This is a genomic window from Ruminococcoides bili (assembly GCF_040093295.1).
Taxonomy (GTDB): Bacteria; Bacillota; Clostridia; order Oscillospirales; family Acutalibacteraceae; genus Ruminococcoides; species Ruminococcoides intestinale_A.
In genome coordinates, this window is record NZ_JBBNJY010000002.1 from 1 (window position 1) to 19,016 (window position 19,016).

General features: G+C 30.2%; 16 protein-coding genes and 3 pseudogenes. 3 read left to right on the plus strand and 16 right to left on the minus strand.

The window, feature by feature from the left end:
- Positions 1-346: 346 nt before the first annotated feature.
- A complete protein-coding gene (gene ltrA / locus AAAY30_RS00725; RefSeq protein WP_337781825.1) occupies positions 347-1,735 on the minus strand; it encodes a group II intron reverse transcriptase/maturase in 1,389 nt (462 codons plus the stop codon).
- Positions 1,736-2,476: 741 nt separating this feature from the next.
- Entirely contained in the window at positions 2,477-4,069 is a 1,593-nt protein-coding gene (locus AAAY30_RS00730) for a hypothetical protein (RefSeq protein ID WP_302190637.1), read from the minus strand.
- 169 nt (positions 4,070-4,238) lie between these two features.
- Here AAAY30_RS00730 and AAAY30_RS00735 point away from each other — a divergent pair, with 169 nt between their 5' ends.
- The 3 genes and pseudogenes from AAAY30_RS00735 to AAAY30_RS00745 form a co-directional block, all read left to right on the plus strand.
- The gene (locus AAAY30_RS00735; protein WP_302190636.1) at positions 4,239-4,538 is read left to right on the plus strand and encodes a transposase; all 300 of its coding nucleotides are present in this window, start codon (positions 4,239-4,241) and stop codon (positions 4,536-4,538) included.
- Between the two features lie 32 nt (positions 4,539-4,570).
- Positions 4,571-4,936, plus strand: a complete 366-nt coding sequence (locus AAAY30_RS00740; RefSeq protein ID WP_499215665.1) for an IS3 family transposase — start codon at positions 4,571-4,573, stop codon at positions 4,934-4,936.
- A gap of 12 nt (positions 4,937-4,948) precedes the next feature.
- Positions 4,949-5,440: pseudogene (locus AAAY30_RS00745) on the plus strand (IS3 family transposase); the annotation flags it as partial.
- A 172-nt stretch (positions 5,441-5,612) separates the two neighbouring features.
- Here AAAY30_RS00745 and AAAY30_RS00750 read toward each other — a convergent pair.
- The 14 genes and pseudogenes from AAAY30_RS00750 to AAAY30_RS00815 form a co-directional block, all read right to left on the minus strand.
- Positions 5,613-6,266, minus strand: coding sequence for an acyltransferase (locus tag AAAY30_RS00750; RefSeq protein ID WP_302484031.1), 654 nt, complete (start codon positions 6,264-6,266; stop codon positions 5,613-5,615).
- Between the two features lie 211 nt (positions 6,267-6,477).
- Positions 6,478-7,243: pseudogene (locus AAAY30_RS00755) on the minus strand (nucleotide sugar dehydrogenase); the annotation flags it as partial.
- A 47-nt stretch (positions 7,244-7,290) separates the two neighbouring features.
- Complete coding sequence (locus AAAY30_RS00760) at positions 7,291-8,826, minus strand: lipopolysaccharide biosynthesis protein (RefSeq protein WP_499215664.1); 1,536 nt, start codon at positions 8,824-8,826, stop codon at positions 7,291-7,293.
- A gap of 185 nt (positions 8,827-9,011) precedes the next feature.
- Positions 9,012-9,659, minus strand: a pseudogene (locus tag AAAY30_RS00765) (glycosyltransferase family 2 protein).
- 22 nt (positions 9,660-9,681) lie between these two features.
- Entirely contained in the window at positions 9,682-10,842 is a 1,161-nt protein-coding gene (locus tag AAAY30_RS00770; RefSeq protein WP_443711533.1) for a polysaccharide pyruvyl transferase family protein, read from the minus strand.
- 1 nt (position 10,843) lies between these two features.
- The gene (locus AAAY30_RS00775) at positions 10,844-11,821 is read right to left on the minus strand and encodes a glycosyltransferase family 2 protein (RefSeq protein WP_303248324.1); all 978 of its coding nucleotides are present in this window, start codon (positions 11,819-11,821) and stop codon (positions 10,844-10,846) included.
- Between the two features lie 4 nt (positions 11,822-11,825).
- Positions 11,826-12,836 (minus strand): glycosyltransferase, encoded by a 1,011-nt coding sequence (locus tag AAAY30_RS00780; protein WP_443711532.1) that lies wholly within the window; start codon positions 12,834-12,836, stop codon positions 11,826-11,828.
- Positions 12,837-12,856: 20 nt separating this feature from the next.
- Positions 12,857-14,050 carry a glycosyltransferase gene (locus AAAY30_RS00785; protein ID WP_337565743.1) on the minus strand — a complete coding sequence of 398 codons (1,194 nt, stop codon included), beginning with the start codon at positions 14,048-14,050 and terminating at the stop codon, positions 12,857-12,859.
- Complete coding sequence (locus AAAY30_RS00790; RefSeq protein WP_195410022.1) at positions 14,047-14,595, minus strand: acyltransferase; 549 nt, start codon at positions 14,593-14,595, stop codon at positions 14,047-14,049. The genes AAAY30_RS00785 and AAAY30_RS00790 overlap by 4 nt, the downstream gene beginning before the upstream one ends.
- On the minus strand, positions 14,592-15,272 hold the full coding sequence (locus AAAY30_RS00795) for a glycosyltransferase family 32 protein (protein WP_443711531.1): 681 nt from the start codon (positions 15,270-15,272) through the stop codon (positions 14,592-14,594). Before AAAY30_RS00795 ends, AAAY30_RS00790 begins: the two co-directional genes overlap by 4 nt.
- Before the next feature lie 25 nt (positions 15,273-15,297).
- Complete coding sequence (locus AAAY30_RS00800) at positions 15,298-15,585, minus strand: hypothetical protein (protein WP_443711530.1); 288 nt, start codon at positions 15,583-15,585, stop codon at positions 15,298-15,300.
- Between the two features lie 271 nt (positions 15,586-15,856).
- The gene (locus AAAY30_RS00805; RefSeq protein ID WP_499215663.1) at positions 15,857-16,987 is read right to left on the minus strand and encodes an EpsG family protein; all 1,131 of its coding nucleotides are present in this window, start codon (positions 16,985-16,987) and stop codon (positions 15,857-15,859) included.
- Between the two features lie 3 nt (positions 16,988-16,990).
- Positions 16,991-17,899 carry a glycosyltransferase family 2 protein gene (locus AAAY30_RS00810; protein WP_302190625.1) on the minus strand — a complete coding sequence of 303 codons (909 nt, stop codon included), beginning with the start codon at positions 17,897-17,899 and terminating at the stop codon, positions 16,991-16,993.
- Positions 17,900-17,901: 2 nt separating this feature from the next.
- Positions 17,902-18,993: a glycosyltransferase family 1 protein gene (locus AAAY30_RS00815; RefSeq protein WP_186934671.1), complete on the minus strand. Its 1,092-nt coding sequence runs from the start codon at positions 18,991-18,993 to the stop codon at positions 17,902-17,904.
- Positions 18,994-19,016: the final 23 nt, after the last annotated feature.

Below are 19,016 nucleotides of genomic sequence, written 5' to 3' on the forward strand. Positions count from 1 at the left end.
CTACTTTCCGTTTATGCAATCTGACGATAGGTGCTGTAAAAAACAGCATATCAAAAAGCCGAGATTCACGAAAAAGTGAGCCTCGGTGATTTTTTGCTTGCATTCTTGAAATTGTATAAAAATATGATATGAAAATATGAAGAATGTTAAAAATGTTTAAAATTTGGGCATAACTCGAAAAGGTGCAAAGCCAAGCACCTTTAATGTAGAAAACTTTTTAGTTTTATGTACCTTGTTGATATGGTTTTTCGTTGATAGTAAATTATATCAATCGAGTAGGAGGCTACCCATTTGTTGAGTAGCCGACCTCTCACACCACCGTGCGTACCGTTCAGTACACGGCGGTTCAATAATTTGAGTGCAGTACCTTGTATCTGTGTAGTATGTCATCATATCCCACTGATGCAAGGTATTCGCTTGTTAATGACTTATGCAAAATATGGCTGTTGGATATTATCCAATAACCCTTTCTGCTGTTCGCCCACTCCCAAGCCTTTGAATTGTTTATCCCAAGCCTGACGAGATTATCGTGCTTAGTCTTTATCCTCTTCCATTGTTTCCAGTAGATTTGCCGTATTCTTCGCCTCAACCATTCGTTAAGACTTTTAATTTTGCTTTCCATATTCGCAATGGAATAATATCCAAGCCAGCCTGTTGTATATCTATTTATTCTTTTGAGAATATTCTCAACTGACCTTGCTTGTTTTCGACTTGTCAATTCTCGGATTTTATCCTTGAACCGCTTGATACTTTTACCGTGTGGGCGTATTCCTGCTTTCTTCCTTGTTTTATATAGTGAAAACCCGAGAAATTTAAGTTTCAAGGGACTTCCTACTTGACTTTTCTGCTGATTTACTTTCAGTTTCAGCTTTCCCTCAAGAAATTTTACGCAGGTTGTCATTACTCTTTCGGCAGCTCTTCGGCTTTTGACATATATGTTACAGTCGTCTGCATATCTCACATACTTATGTCCTCTGCTTTCAAGCAGTTTATCAAATGCCGTCAGATATATGTTGCTAAGCAGCGGTGACAGATTTCCTCCTTGCGGTGTTCCCTCTGTTGTCGGGCTTATCAAGCCGTTTATCATTACTCCGCTTTTTAGATACTTACGAATTAATGTTATGACCCTTTCGTCCTTTATCTGCTCTCTAAGCATATCTATCAGCATATCGTGATTTACAGTGTCAAAATACTTTGCAAGGTCTAAATCTACTACTTGTGTATATCCCTCGTTGTAATACTCCAACGCTTTGCTGATTGCCTGATGTGCACTTCTTTTAGGTCTGAAACCGTAGCTGTTGTCGGAAAAGATTGGTTCATATATTGGTTGCATAACCTGAACTATCGCCTGTTGTATCATTCGGTCTATTACCGTTGGTACTCCAAGCTTTCTCTTTCCTCCGTCAGGCTTTGGTATTTCTACTCGCCTGTCTGCTTTTGGCTTATACTTTCCGCTTCTCAATGCTGTGAGCAATTCTTCACGATGTTCTTTTAGATACGGCAACATTTCATCTACTGTCATACCGTCTATTCCTGCCGAGCCTCCGTTTCTTTTTACTTTCAGATATGCCTTGTTCAGGTTATTCCTGTCAAGTATAGCTTCCAGTAAATTTTCTGCACCGTCTTGTCTTTCCGTTTCAAGCTGTGCAACGCTACACGCTCCCTTGTTACTATCTGTTTCCAACATACCCTCGCAAGGGTAGCCGACTTTCGCCGTTTTCTGTGGTCTTTGCATTGCTCCGCCGTCCTTTCGTTTTCAAGACTATTATTGTTCGGTAAGCTCGTCCGCTCTGCATATGCCTTATATGTGATTTCTGTTCGTCAGACCGAGAGTTTGCTTTAGGCTTACTTCATACTCCACCTCACGATGGACGCACTTGCCCTCAGCTAACAGTTCCTACTGCCAAGCCTGTAGTGGACTTTCACCACATAGTTACTGCCCATTCTGGGCAAACCGAAAAAAAGGCATTACCGACTGCAAAAGTCAGTAATGCCTTTTATAGTATTAAGATAATTGTACCTGCAAAACGATAGAACACTTCGAATAATGGCGTTTTACAATTTGCTATCATTTTGCTATCAAATCGGGAATTTGAGAGTCGAAACCCCAGTGTTTATGCGGGTTTAAGCAACTCTTGATATCATTCCCACTCGCAAAGTCTGGTTTGATTTTGATTATTTCAGTGCAGTTATCTATACCGTTTTGTATTGATAACTCATACTTTTTCCACACGTTATTCTTCGCTTCACATATTCTTAGTACCAATCCAGTACCATTGCATTTTTCCATTATCGTGTGTAGTTCTGGTGGCTTACAAGTTCTTTTACTACTACAAAATGAAATTACATCATTTTAATTATAATTAACTGATACAAAAATACTCAAACCTTATTTTTCATTCAACTTTAAATTTTCTGCAATTTATTATTTTTTTATAATTTACATAAATTTATGATAGGCTTAATATTCAAAATATTATATATGTACACTTATTCCTCTATCTTTACAATCATATTCAAAGAAAACGGGCATACTTTTATATAAATTATAAACTTTTAATTCTTCACCTGATTGAACTTTAACTAGACCATATGCATTTTTTCTTTTTTTTGCATAATCAATTAATCTCTCAAATTTTCCTTTTCCAATTGTATCCGCAAGAATAAATTTCAAGTTTTTAATATCAATTATCCATGCATCAAAATCTGGACATATATGTTCAATATTAGTTTCAATTCCCAAATATTCTTCATACATCACTATTATCTGTAAACATTCATCAACTTTTGAATTTCTCAAGTCTAATACTACATTATTTTTCTTATTTGAGCCATCATAAAATACAGCTGTACCACTCATAACCTTCTGCTTCACTTCTAAACTCTGGGCATATGCTTTTCTAATACATTCCTCACACTTTAATTTTACATTATCAATACTATCATCTAATTCTGGTTTAGGCAACAAATTAGATTTTGCTTCAAAGGATAAAATTTTATTTTGATAAAAAATAACAAAATCTTTTTCTGCATATTGGCGTCCTGTTCTCTTTAAATACACATTTGCATAAACATTATTTTCTCCAAAATATTCTTTTAACAATTCAAAAATCGTATTTTCATGCATCAAACTTTTTATTGTTTTTCCATAATCTATTTTTTTTGAAATATTAGCACTTCTCCATACTATGTCATACATTTTGTACATCCAATAATAATTTCTAGGAAAGAAAAGAAATTTCGAAGTTATGAACATAAAACGTTTATCCTTAGACTTAGCAAGTATATCTATTAAATTACTTTCTTTCTTTTCATTATCTTCTAAATCAAATGCATAATTTTTCATAAAAGTTTTAAAGTTAATTTTCTTTTTACGACATATTTTCTTTACAGTTCTTAGCGGATAAAGAATATATATATTTTCAGAATTAATTATTCTTCTTATATCCTTATCAAATAATAAATTTAGTGAAAGTTTCTCTTTTCTTAAGTTACTTTCAAATTCCTGTAAATATAGCATTAACTCGAGTGATTCTTTAAAATTATTATCATCTAACACTTCCTCACATAAATTAATATTAGATTTAAAAAATTCCAAAAAATCTCTTATCTCTATAGCCGGATAATCAAAGTAGTATGATTTAAAATAATTCATATAAAATTGATTTTCATTATTAAGCATAAAATCTTTTTTGTTTTTATACGGATAATAATAATATACATATTCAAGTTCTGCTATTATCCCAACCAGTTCGTCAATGACACTTTTATAATCATATATAGAGTCTTTTCCTCTTTCTGATATATTTTTGTAATAATACTCTGGCAATGATAATAGAATTTTCAATGAAACATGCTTATCTCTTTGATATTCGGAATAATTTTCTTCCTTACAATTGATATTATAATTGTGAAATATAATAGTCCTATTTATCAAAGTCAGCACATCTTCTGTAGTATATTTATAAAACAATTTTTTCAATTTTAATTCTACTTTATATAAAAGTTCATCATATTTTTTATTATGTATCGCATCTTCTATTTCTTCAATCAATTTTATTTCGTTCATATATTTTCTCCAACTATTTACTCAGAACCATTAGCTTAGCCAATGATTTTAATTTTATGCAGTCTCATCAAGCAACAAATCTCATAATAGTATTAGCATCTAAATAGTACAAAACAAAATGAGATATCCCCTTTAAGTGTTGTATAATAAAAAAGAGGAGGAATTCATTATGTCACGACAAAAAACTCATCACACCAAGCAATTCAAGTTGGATGCTATCAACTATCGCAAAGAGCACCCTGATCTTACACAGGTTGAATGTGCAAAGAACCTGGGTATCGGTGTCAGTACTCTTGCTAGCTGGGAAGCCCAGTTCAGAGATAATGACGGTGATATTCCCGTTATCGGTTCCGGCAGTTACGCTTCTGATGAAGCGAAGGAAATCGCCCGCCTTAAGCGTGAGCTGCGTGATGTACAGGATGCACTTGATGTGTTAAAAAAAGCCATCGGCATTCTGGGAAAAGATTAACAGAAGCTATCTATACTGAAGTTTCTGCAAAGGTGGAGGCTGCCAAAGTAACTGGACGCCGCGTCTCTATCTCCGGAATGCTGAAAATTTTAGGCGTGTCTCGCTCTGGATACAGATCCTTCCTTAATCGAAAGGTATCTCCTACTCGTCAGCGAAAAAATGCCGTTAAAAAGGAAATCCAGAAAATATATGATAATTCTAAACAGAATTATGGCGCCCCTAAAATTGCACAGAAACTACGTAAATCTGGCAAAACCATCAGTCAACGCACCGTAGGTAAATACATGCGTGAAATGGGCATTCGTGCCCAGTGGACTAAACCGTGGACTACTACCACCAAAGATTCTGATTTTAGCAAAGAACTCCACAACATTCTCAACGAACAGTTTAATCATTAACGTCCTAACGCTGTCTGGTGCACAGATATAACTTATATCTGGACGCAGGATGGTTTTGTATACCTTAACTGCGTTATGGACTTGTATGCCAGAAAAATCATTGCCTGGACTCTTGCAGACACTATGGAAGTATCTACAGTTATCGAAACAATCAACAAGGCAAAAGCCTGTCGTAATACTGATTTACCACTTATTATCCATTCAGATCGTGTCAACCAGTATGTTTCAAATGCGTGGCGTGAAGCCACTGAAAAGATGCAGCAAAGCTATTCTCATAGTGGTTATCCTTACGATAATGCCTGCATCGAATCTTTCTATTCCTTAATCAAAAGAGAATGGCTTAACAGATTTCATATCATTAACTACAAACATGCCTATAGGCTTGTATTTGAGTATATTGAAACCTTTTATAATACCGTTAGGATTCACAGCCACTGCAACTATATGTCTCCTAATGATTTTGAAAAATTGTTTGAGAGGGTATCTTCTCTGCCAGCAGCTTAGTTGGCAGAACTTCTCATTTTATTTTGTGCTAAATCTTGACACAGGACCAATCAACATTATTACCTATTTTTACTTCTCTTGCTCTGCACTCTTCAACTTTGGATAAATTAGGCATTTTTTGATTCCTTATCTATATACAATTTTTCTTAATATCTTTTTCATTTTAGTATTACTACCTTTTCCATTCAATATTATTCTTAATTACCTTTTGAACAATATTATTACCAACAAGTTGCTTTTCGTGAATATCATTTAAAATTACAGCATTTGCTGCAACTACACAACCATCACTTAATTTTACACCTTTTAAAATTGTACTGTTTGATGCAATCCAAACATGATTTCCAATATAAATCGGAGATGAATAATTGTCAGATGTATTATTGTTTATTGAATGAAAATCACTGTCATATACAGTAACATTTCGACCAATCATTACATCATTTTCAATAGTTAGTTGTTTAGATATAACTATCACAGAATTGCTATTAACTGTAAAATATTTTGAATTAATTGTAGCCGCATTAAGTAATTCTATTGTGCTGCCATATGAAATACAACAACTTTTAAATACATTCCAAACAGCGTTACTTCGCAGCCTTAAATAAGTTTCTGCCTTTGATTTTTTTAATTTATTACAACCTATCTCTAAATCTCCGTCAAAAAGGTTGATTACTGCATTTTTTGAAATGTCTACTACAGCGCCTTTATAAGGGATTATACGACCATTGCCTTTTCGATTTACATTACTGCAAAAATAATTGTAATAAATATATTTTGATAATGAAATTTGATTAAAGAATTTTATTTTATTTACTAAACTCATAATAATGCCTCTTTGTTATATTAGTGTTAGCATCTAAATAGTACAAAACAAAATGAGATATCCCCTTTAAGTGTTGTATAATAAAAAAGAGGAGGAATTCATTATGTCACGACAAAAAACTCATCACACCAAGCAATTCAAGTTGGATGCTATCGACTATCGCAAAGAGCACCCTGATCTTACACAAGTTGAATGTGCAAAGAACCTGGGTATTTGCCAAAAGCTGTTTAGTATCTTTTGGCAAACAATAACCGCCATATCCAAAGCTTGGATTATTATAATGACTGCCAATTCTTGGATCAAGACATACACCATCAATGATAGCTTTAGTGTCAAGGTTCTTCATTTCGGCATAAGTATCTAATTCATTAAAATACGAAACTCTAAGGGCAAGATATGTATTAGCAAACAGCTTAACCGCTTCTGCCTCCGTAGAACCCATAATCAATATATGTATATTGTCAGCAAGAGAAACTTGTTTTAATAATTGGGCAAATAAGTTTGCTGCCTCAAGAATTTTGTTATTTTATAAATCCGTACCAACAATAATTCTAGAAGGATAAAGATTATCATATAAAGCCTTTGATTCGCGTAAAAACTCAGGACTAAAATTATATTATCAAAGCCTAACTTTTCTCTTATATACTTAGTATTACCAACAGGTACTGTTGATTTAATAACAATGATAGCTTTAGATTTGATTTTTATTACTTGTTTGATAACATCTTCAACAGCTGATGTATCAAAATAGTTTTTATCAGAATCATAGTTTGTTGGTGTTGCTATTACAACAAAATCAGCATCCTTGTATGCATTTTGATAATCTAAGGTAGCATATAGATTTAAGTTTTCTTTCTTAAAATATTTTTTAATATATTCATCTTTTATCGGAGATAATATGTCATTGATCAGTTTAACTTTTTTGGAATAATATCAACAACAATAACTTCATTGTGTTGAGCAAGCAAAGTGGCAATAGATAAGCCAACATATCATATTCCGGCTACAGCTGTTTTCATTTTAATTACGCCTTTCGCTTTTTTAATTTATTCAGTAGGTTATTAATTGGCACACGAATAACATCCTTCTCATAATCATTCATGGAGAAGAACCAACTACCAACTGAATATAATACTACATATATCAAAACAGTAAATAAAAATACACTCCAGGAATAAAAATTCACAAAATTTGACACTATAAATGTCATTACACATAATAGTGTAGGAATCCATGACATACATAAAATATTCTTCCAAAACAAAGGAATATTGATTTTAGTAACTTTGTAATAATATATATTCATTATTATTCCTTGACCTAAAATATAGGATACACAAGAACACAGTGCAGCTCCGATACCACCCAAATAAGGTACTATAAAATATGTGGATACTGCATTTAATATGGCTATTGCTAAATAAACCAAAGAACGAAATTTATGCTTATTTTGAGCTATTACAATTGTTAGTCCGGTATTTTGAATATACGGAATTACCAAAGGTATCATTGTTACCAGTGCTATATAGTAAGATTCTCCATAATTTTCACCTGCCCACATAATTAAAAATGGGTGACCTAAAGCTATAAAACCCGAAACTACTAATGCCAATAAAAGATACTCTAATCTTCCGACTCTAATAAAAACCTCGGACAAAGCTTGAGTATTTTCTCCATCCAAAGTAACCATTGAATTGATTTTAGGACCAATTACACCGGATACAGCTTGCGACAACTGCATCAATATATTATTAAATGTCGAGCCAACATTATAAATTGCAACAACTGCAGTTCCTACCAACGCACCTAAAATAACCTTATCTGTGCTCCAAAACAGCATATCTACCAAAGTTCCTATAAACATGTACACTGAAAATACGAGCAGTTCTTTAATAAATACACTTTCAAATCGTACAAATTTTGGTATTATTTTTAAAACCTTAAAGCAATAGTATATATTGACAGGGCAGGCAATAAAATTAAGTAGGAGTCCTGAGAATGTCATACCGATTGAGCCAAATCCACAATATAATAGTATAATGTTAGCAACTGGAGCTAAAACTGTAGAAAAAATATCAATAACTCTTCTAAATATGAATCTTTCATATGCAGTAATAATTGATGAAAAAACACTAATTGGAAAGGCAATGGCTGTGTTAAATGCCATCATAACAATCAATATTTTAAGTTTATCTACTTCCTGTTGCGTAAGGCCCTTAGAAAAACATGAATCAGTACATAACATTAATATAAATCCGCCGATAATTACTAAAACAGATACTATCCCGTATATTATCAAAAATAAACCAAATATGCTTCTTACTTGTTCTTTCTTGCCTTCGGCTCTATACTTACATATATATCTAATAATTGTACTGCCAAATCCAAAATTCAATAATGATAAATATCCAACAATAGAGTTTGACAAACTGTATAAGCCATACTCAGCTTGACCAAGTATTCTTAACATAATTGGGGTATATATCATAGGTATAATACTACCTATTGCAAGATTGACGTACGATAGTAACGCACCCACACGAAGTTGATTAACTTTCATTATGCAGTCTCCTTAATACCGAGTTAAAAAATATCTTTAATGGATTAGTATTTCTGCCACTTTTCTGTATTTACTTAATTAGCTTTTTACGATTCAGTGGATATGTTTCACCATAATATAATTTATTTAAAACTGTCTTATATTCAAAAGCAGCATTTGAATTAAGCTCATACTCCATAACTGAATTATTTTCCGAGAATGCTTTCCGGCCACTGATAATAATAGTACATCACTTCATTTGTAAATACAATTTTCTTACATTTATTAATTAGATGATGGCTCATATAAATATCTTCAAAAATTTTACCGTCAGGATATTGTAATCCGTTATATAAATCCTTTTTAATAAGCTTAGCCCAAGAGGCAGCCATAATAAAAGAATAATGATTATTTTTATAAATTAATTCTAAACCTCTTTTATTATCAAAACACTCAACGGTAAAATTATTACTATCTGGAAATATATAGTCTGTTTCACTGCCTTTTATAAAATTGCATATAGAAATATCTGCGTCACATTTAATTAAATTTTCATACAGCTTTTCAATTATATTTTCTTTTATATAATCATCACTATCTATCCAGAATATGTAATTACCTTTAGCTAATTTTACTCCGAAATTACGAACTTATGAAATACCATGATTTTCTTGATGTATTACTTTTATTCGATTATCGTTATTAGCATACTTTTTACATATATTGTAACTGTTATCAGTTGAACCATCATCTATAATCAATATTTCAAGATTTTTATATGTTTGTCTTAATACTGATTCTATACAATATGAAATATTATTTTCAACATTATAAACGGGTATTATAACAGACACAAGAGCTTTGCAGTTTTATGTTTTAACCATTAATTAATCGTTTCAAGTACTCTTCTTTAAGTTCAGAATACTCTTTAATCTTATCGTTTAATGTAATTTTTATTCTATCTGTATTTTTTTCAAGCCATAAAAAAGAATTTAATAAATTGTTTTTCTGATTCAAATCCTGCACAGGAATAACATAATTATCATATGTACCAAACAAATCTTTAGCAATTCCTTTTGCTTTCACAGAATATCCTACAACTAAAGTTGGTACGCCGGTAGAATACGCAGCAATGGTTGAATGCGTTCTGGCACCAATAAAATAAGCACATTGACTTATAATATATTTTTGCTGCCTACAATTATGATCATCTACAATAGAAATTCTATTTTTGTCTGATATTTTTTTATATAATTGTTGCAATACTTTTCTGTCATCATTAGAATCCCATATCACATGCGGAATTAATGCAATATTATAATCAGTTTGTTCAATGATATAATCAATTAAACATTCATAGTTTTCAAATGTTTTTCCACGGTTCTTTTCATAATCTAAAATCATCGGACTGATATTAATACCTATTGTGTTACCTTTTACAAAGTTTTTGGGTAACTCTGTCTTTTCAATATTAAGAAAAAATGCGGGATCAGGCAATAATATTGTATTAGGATTTACTTGCTTTATAGCATTATAAGATATACTTTCTCTTGCAATAATTAAATCGAATTTTTTAATGTCTTTTCTTATTCTATTATTTTCTAATACAGAAGGTTCAACAGATGTACCCCACAGCACAAGTTTTTTGACTTTTTTTCTTATTAAGTTATTCACAATAGGATACACTTCTGCATCAGAGTAGCAATAATTATCTCCTCCTACAAATAAGCCAATATCCATATTATTAATTTGATTAATTGATTGCTTATGAAGTAAAGCGTCCATATAAATAGATTTATTAAAAATTTTCTGCATAAAATATGCTTTAACAAAATCTAAAGACTTTCGATTAATTGTATTTATCTCCTGTCGCAATTGTACAACAGAATCTAAACCATACTGAAGATCTTCACTGCAATTATATGACAAAAGTATAGATTGATTTAAATCTAATTTAAGCAATTGTGCAGTCGATCTTACTATAGCTTCACAACCATGGTTTTTACTCCCGCCATGGACATACATTACTATTTTCATATTATCTACCCAGTTTTCTTCTTATTTTTAATAAGATAAAAATAAGACTATATTTGTTTTTATTATATAAACATAAAATAACTTTTATTAATATTGAATTTACTTCTTTGGGATTAACTCTTTGGATAGTATTTTTTAATCGTTTATAATCAAATAAATATGATTTATATGAATTACAGTTACAATTAATTAATATTGTGTATATGTATCCGGCAACTCTTTTCATATATAGATTTTTTTCATTTTCTCCAAAAGAGTTGTGATTTTCCAAAAAAGTTCTTGTTTTATTTTGTAATTCAATTTGCTTTATAAAATCAATTTTTTTATCAGACATACCAATGGCGGAATTGTCTGTACCGATTAAATAAAAATATCCGGAATAATCTAAAAATAGTATACTATCTAATTTATTATAAATTTTAAGGAAAAAATCATAATCCTCTGATAAGTTTATACTTTTGTCAAATGAAATACTATTATCGGTTATAATACTTTTTCTAATACATTTACCTGCCACAAATCCATAAATACCGGTGTCCATCTGTTCTTTATAAAAATTTTTACATATATCATCTATTTTGATTACACCATTGTTAAGAGGTTTAATTGTATCTATCAGTTCACTGTTCTTACTTACTTTTGATAAACCTGAAATTATAAAATCATACTGTGGCTGATACAAATTTTCCAAATAATCACTTGCTACATAATCATCAGCATCAATAAAAGTTACAAAATCGCCACAAGACATATTCAAACCAATGTTTCTTGCATTAGAAACACCGTTATTTTCAATACTTATAACTTTTATTTTTTCATTTTCATACTTTTTACATAAGCTAAGCGACTTATCTATTGAACCGTCATCTACAATTATTAATTCCCATTCTTTAAAACTTTGACCGATAATTGATTGTATAGCCCTGTCTATATATTCTTCTTTATTATATACAGGCATAATAATCGAAAGTAAAGTCATTTTTTCATCCTTTTTTATTATATATTTTATATAATACTTTGGTTTTCTTATGTTTCATTAGATATAATTGAAATCTTAATTTTATGGAAATATCTGATAAGTGCAAATTTTTAAAAGCTGTTTTTAACTCTTGTGAATTTAATATCATATTCATTTCATATAAAGCATCTTCTTCAGACAACTTAGAAGCCATACCTAAACAATTACATGCATAATATATCATATGGATTTTAAGTTGTTCAGAAAAATCATAATCAGAAATTTGATCAAAAAAATTATGTAAATACTCATTCATTTTGCAGTAAACATTCCATGCTCCCGCTCTATATGAAGTTGTGATAGTTCCCGGATTGGAATAATAATGATATAAATATTCGGTTTTTAAATAATAAAAGCTATTACATTTATATCCGACAATAGCACTAAACAAATTATCTTCTGACCATTTTACATCATTTGCGAAAGTAATAGAATTATCAGCTAAAAACTGACGCTTATATAGGCAATGCCAAACCGAAAGTAATGGTCCATAGTCAATATTACTTCCCATAATCAACGCAGGAAAAATATCGCTTCTGATTTTTTCTTTATCATAAAAACCGGAATCAATATCAAGTGTTTTGTTGAAATTAGTACTGTTACTATTAATTCTTTGATAATCGCACATAACAAAGTCAACTTTATATTTAAGCGCTGCATTATACATTTTTTCATACATATCAATTTCAATATCATCATCAGAGTCCACAAAACCAATATATTCACCTGTAGCTATCTTCAAGCCTGCATTTCTTGCACTGCTTAAACCACCATTTGCTTTATGTACAACTTTAATTCTATTATCTTTATCAGCAAATGAATCGCACATTATTCCGCAATTATCAGGAGAACCATCATCTACTAAAATTATTTCAAGTTCACTGAGAGATTGCTTAATAATAGAATTGACACATCTCTCTAAATATTTTTCAACTTTGTATACAGGAACTACAACACTAACTTTAACTTTATTCATAAAAATATCCTAACACATAATTAACTATTTTCAATAATTTCATATATTTTATTTATTTCTTGAGAATTTGAATAATCATTTTCAGCACAATTTTCAGAAAGCTGTTGCATAAGTACTTTATTATTTAATAACTTTGCTATGCCATCTGCACATCCTTGATTATCCATAGGAACTATAATACCATCATAACCGTCTTTCAATTGACTTGATGATGTAGCAAATTTTGTAATAACAACCGGTTTGCAAAGCATTTGAGCTTCACGAACAGTTACAGCTTTTCCCTCATATCTTGACGGCTGTACATATAAATCACAATTTTTTATGTATGGATATGGATTTATTTTTTTGCCAAGAATAATAACATTATCTTCCATATCAAATTCTTTTATTTTACTTCTGATAATTTCCTCATCTGTGCCATAACCAATTAAATACCATTTTATATTTAACCCTTTTTCTCGTATAAGTTTACATATCGCAGGGACATTATCAAAATTTTTAGCTTCACAAAATCTACCGATTGAGAGTATTATAATTGAATTTTCTTTAAAATCCGTTATTTTTTCTTTTGATTGAAATTCCAAAAATTTAGAACTTAAGATATTCTCTATTGTTATTGACTTAGAAATAAATTCCGGATAATATTTCAAAAATTTTCTTGTACAATCATCTGACACATTTGCGATATAATCTATCTTTGAATAAACTAATCTATCATATCTTCTTGATGGATTTAGTGTATCATAGTCTGTATGAATCCAGGCGATTTTTTTTTTAGCATTAATTTTGTTAACCAAAACATCTGGAACGCCCAAAAAAGAGATAGCACAATCATATTCACCGGGTATATTAGGTAAAATCCACTGTAAAAAACGAGAAGTATATTGCATATGCATCCATACTCCCTCTTTTTCTTTAGACATTAAACAATGTAATTTTAAAAATATTTTGCTTATAATCCTCGAAATGCCAAATAAATACAATTTACTTTTTATTAAACTAACTATAGGAACATCAAATGTTTTATATTTATTTATTTCCGGTATAATTGTCACTTTAGGATTAATAAATTCTAAAAATTCTCCTTCGTGTCTATATAAAAAAAGTTCAACATCATACTTATTATAATCAATAGCGTCGAGTAATCCCAATAAACTTCTCTCGGCGCCTCCCATAAACATAGAAGGCATAGTAAAAAGAATTCTTTTTTTCATGCTTTATCCTCAATATGTCTTATTTTCAAATTATTTTGTAATGTTACTATAGATTTAGACGGTATATCGTCCTTAATAATACACCCGGCACCTATTACGCAATTATCACCTATAGACACCCCTTTTAAAATAATAACATCAGAGGAAATCCAACATTTTTTACCAATTTTTATTGGTGATGATTTATGTAACGGCAGCACTCCTTCATTAGAAGTAAACATATGATTATTATCAAAAATCTTCACATTTGGACCAAACTGGCATCCATCACCTATTTCCACAGATGATTTAACACTAATCATATTATTTTCATTAAAATAAACATTATTACCGATTATTAATTTTGCATTGTCATCTACAATTATTGTAATACGACCGTCATTAATAATTTTATCACCTAAATAAACACTGGATTTTTTTGAAAACAAAAGCTTTGAATTATACGAAAACAATTGATATCCGAATAATTTTAATTGTTTACATTTAATAACTTTTATATAAGTTAATTTAATTTTATTAATAATTACTTTTAAATATGGTTTCATCTAATTTTCCTTAACATTCTATGTATTGGTTTCATAATATCACATCTTAACCTTTTATTTTTACTCATCCAAGAAGCTGAAAACCAATGAATCGAATAAGTATTACTTGTTTTTTCTAATATTCCTGTGGGAGCATCATAAGGATTAAAATAGTCCGAAGCATATACGGTTATACCATTTAAATATTGAGTTTTTCCATTAAGCTGCAATCCTAACTTTTTTATAGCTTCTGTATTTAAAATAGGACAACCTACTGTACCGCTTTTTCCATCCAAAAGTTTATCATATTCATTTATCATTAATTTTATTGCAGAACTGTCTTTCTCTGCTCCAAAACCAATACCGGTATTAATATATTCATTAACTTCAAAGCCGACAAAAGCTTTATTTTTTAATAAATCGTTAATTGGTTTTATTACCTCAACATCAGTATCATAATAGATACCGCCTTCATAATATACAATCAACAATCTGGCATAATCGCTCAAAAACGCATATTTCTTATTATCATAGCAATATTTAGTATAAGCGTTTTGATACACATCAAAGTTATCTTCATTCCATTCGACAATTTCATAGTCCGGACAATATTTTCTCCAACTTTCAATGCATTTTTTGATTTTTTTTGATTTCTCTCCTCTGCCAAACCAACAATAATGTATTTTTTTAGGTATCATTTTATTCTCCATTTGTATTAAAACACTAAACTAAAAAGTTCACATAACATTTTGTAGCATATTCCTTTGAATGAATTTTTGCAGGATTTCCCAATACTACCGAATGATCAGGTACATCAAAATTAATAAAGCTGTTTGGTGCAATCATAACATCATTTCCTATATTGACTTTACCGACAATAGTAGAATTTATACCAACCGAAACATTATTACCAATTTTAGGAACACCTGCTCTATCTCCTCTATTTTCTCTGCCTATAGTACATCCTTTATGTAAATTAACATTATCACCGATTATAACATCTGATGCCACAGTAATATTGTATGGATGTCCTAAATATAACCCTTTTCCAATTGTGGCTGACAGTGAAATTTCTAAACCATATTTTTAGTCAATCTATATAATCTTGCTCTGTTAATATAGTTATTTTTTACTTTTAATTTTCTCCATAAATACATAAATTTAAGTTGATGATATAAAAATAAACTAAATTTAGCTTTAAAAGAAAAAGAATAGCTATTACCTGTCATTCTATAGTAATCATATTTAAAAATCTCATTCATAAGCTGCACCTTTTAAAAATTTATATCCAAGATACTTGTCCATAGCTGTTAGTAAAAAATTGGTAATTAGTATGCCATCCCATACCATAAGTAAATACGATTTGATATATAAAATATAATGTATAGCAGATATATGCCGCATTTTTTATCCACGGAATTTTTGAATTAACTACCATCTCGTTAACATTCCATACCAATAGCAATACAGAAAATACTTCGAAATATATATTAAATCTGGCATACACAGATGAAAACACTCCTGCCATTGTAAATACAGTGAAAAACAGAGCCATATTAAATACAGTGTTGTAATATTTATATTTATTTTTCATTAGATCTTTATTGAAAAAAGCTAAAACAATCGGCACAACACTTACCAATACTCTGAAGATATTTATGCTGGAATTCCATTCTTGTCCTGAATATCTATCACCATAATCCAATCCCGATAACAGGTTATCAACAAATCCTCCTGTCAATGGGGATGTAATTACAATTAATATTGAAATAGCTAAAATAAATTTTGTCATTTTACCGCAAGCTTCTGTATTTGTTATAAAATACAAAAGCAAAAAAATATATGCCGATGTATGTATTTGAGCAACAATAAATACTAACGGTAAAAACAAATACCATTTTCTGTTCGCTAAAAGTTGAAATCCCGCAACTATTATTGCAGTAGCCAAATACTGTCTCAGTCCATTCATTGAATGTTCCCAACAACCGGACATTATAAAAATATAAAAAGCAAATTTTAAATCACCGCTATAATTATATAAAAAATACATTAAAGGGAAAATAGTTATTAATGAAGTAATTTCAATAAAAGCTCTCGGGTCAGTAGATATATAAGTATGTATGAACGACATATAAAACTGAAACAACCATTCGTTTCCAATTGAAAAGGAGGATATGCACTCATCAATTGGCATAGCTTTAGTAAAGATTTCCCAATATGCTATAGTATCACCAAAATCAAATCTTTGTCCTGTTACATACACTAATAACAATGTTCCTAAAATAAAAAATAATGTATTTGTATCTCTTATCTTAGTCTTTTCGGTTTCAATTGTAATATTTTTATCAAGCGGTTTTCTGCCAACATAAAACAATATTAATACTAATACTGTTGTATATACAAATACATTCATTAACTAAATCCCTTCAACCTTCATATAAGAAGATTTTGATTTTTTTACAACGATTATCTTTAACAGAAATCCAAGCGGAACGCTTAATACTGTTAAAAACTTTTCCGGTGATTCTTTTATAAAGTGTTTATTTTTAGCTATTAAAGAACTTGAAACATAGTGAATACAAGCCTTTATCTTTTGTTTGGTATTTATACTGTGTTTCATTTGTTCTTTTCTCCAAAAAGCAAATCCTTTTGGATTCCTTACATATTGTCTGTACATATTTGTACTCGAACCGTCCATTTGATAATCAACAATACAAACACATTCATTAAGTATTTTTAATTCATATTTTTCATCAATCAGATGATACTTATATGCAAGTGCAACATATTTCTCATTGTCAAACACAGGATACGGAGGCGTTTGTTTTATTATATCTGTCCTGTAAATTAGTTTTTTATCACCAAAGCCACCATTATTATAATACCCCATAAGGGTTGTGCTTTCTTTGTCTGTTGGCAATTCTTTGCCAATTACTTTTTTTGTTGAATCGGCAAAATCGAGTGCAATTATACCGGCATAACCTTTATTTTTGTTTTTATTCCAACAATCAATAATCAATTGCACCGCATTATCCGGCATATAATCATCCGAATCTACACAAACATTAAGTTCGGTATCAATATTTTCGTAAGCCGTATTATGCGCTGTATGCATTCCGCCATTTTTTTTGTAAACATACCTTATTTCAAAGCCATTATTAATTTTAATCCATTCCTTTATAATCTCATATGGATTATCAGTAGAACCGTCATCAATAATCAGCCAAACAAAATCCTTGGATGTTTGTCTTTTTAAACTTTCATAAGTTCTTTTTAAAGTATTTATTCTATTATATAATGGTGTAAATACAGTTAAAGTTGCCATTTTCATTCTCCATAACAAAACGAAGTGTAAAAGTTTTGCAGTTTATTTGCATTATTTTTAATATCAAATCCAGAAGCTACAATTTCATCATATGTATCATTTTTCTCAATTTTTGCAGCCTCTATTATTTTATTCGCCCAAAAATCTAAAGGTTTTTCTAAACTATAATGAAAAACTCTATCTGTTTTTATACACTCCGGTGGAACATTATCGGATATAACGCATGGTAATCCGGCAGCTTGAGCTTCAATTATAGAAAGCGGCAAACCCTCGTAAAGTGACGGAAAAAGAAATACATCCATAGCCTGTAAAATTTTATTTACATCGGTTCGGTTACCTAAAAATAAAACACTATCAGATAATGCAAGATTTTTAACCTTATCTATAATATTCTGTTGACCATTACCCGCGCCAACGAGAATCAATTTTGCTGTATTATTTTTTTGATAAATCTTATTAAAGACATCTATAATGAAATCATGATTCTTAGGCGGATTAAATCGCCCCACATGACCCACAACGAGAGCATCGTCATTAATATTTAATTCAGTTCTTACTTTTTTAGCAACATCTCTATTAAAAAGATATTTTTGTGCATCAATTGCATTGTTTATTATAGTATATTCATGACCGCAAAACATCCAATCACCCGCTTCCTTTCCGCAAGAAAACAAATGAGTAGCATATTGAGGTATCAATCTTTTGGAATATAATTTAATAGGATACTTAATATTTTTGTCTTGACTTTTTGAATGTGAATGAGCAATCCTAACTCTTACACCATTTTTTTGGGCTATTTTTAAAGGGTATGCGCTCATACAATCTAAATGACAATGTACAATATCATATTTATGTTCTTTAAAAAATGAATCCAAAGCATTAAAATAAGATTTTGAAAAAGGATTTAACATTGGCATATGATAAATTTTACCGCCCAAAGCAACTATTTCTTTATCATAATCAGCTTCTTCCTGACGATGAACAAGAAAGTCAAACTGAACTTTATTGCGATCAATATTTCTATAATAGTTCATTATCATAGTTTCAAGACCGCCTCTGCCCATATATGTTACAATTTGTAATACTCTTATCATACTAATCCTTCCAACAATCTATA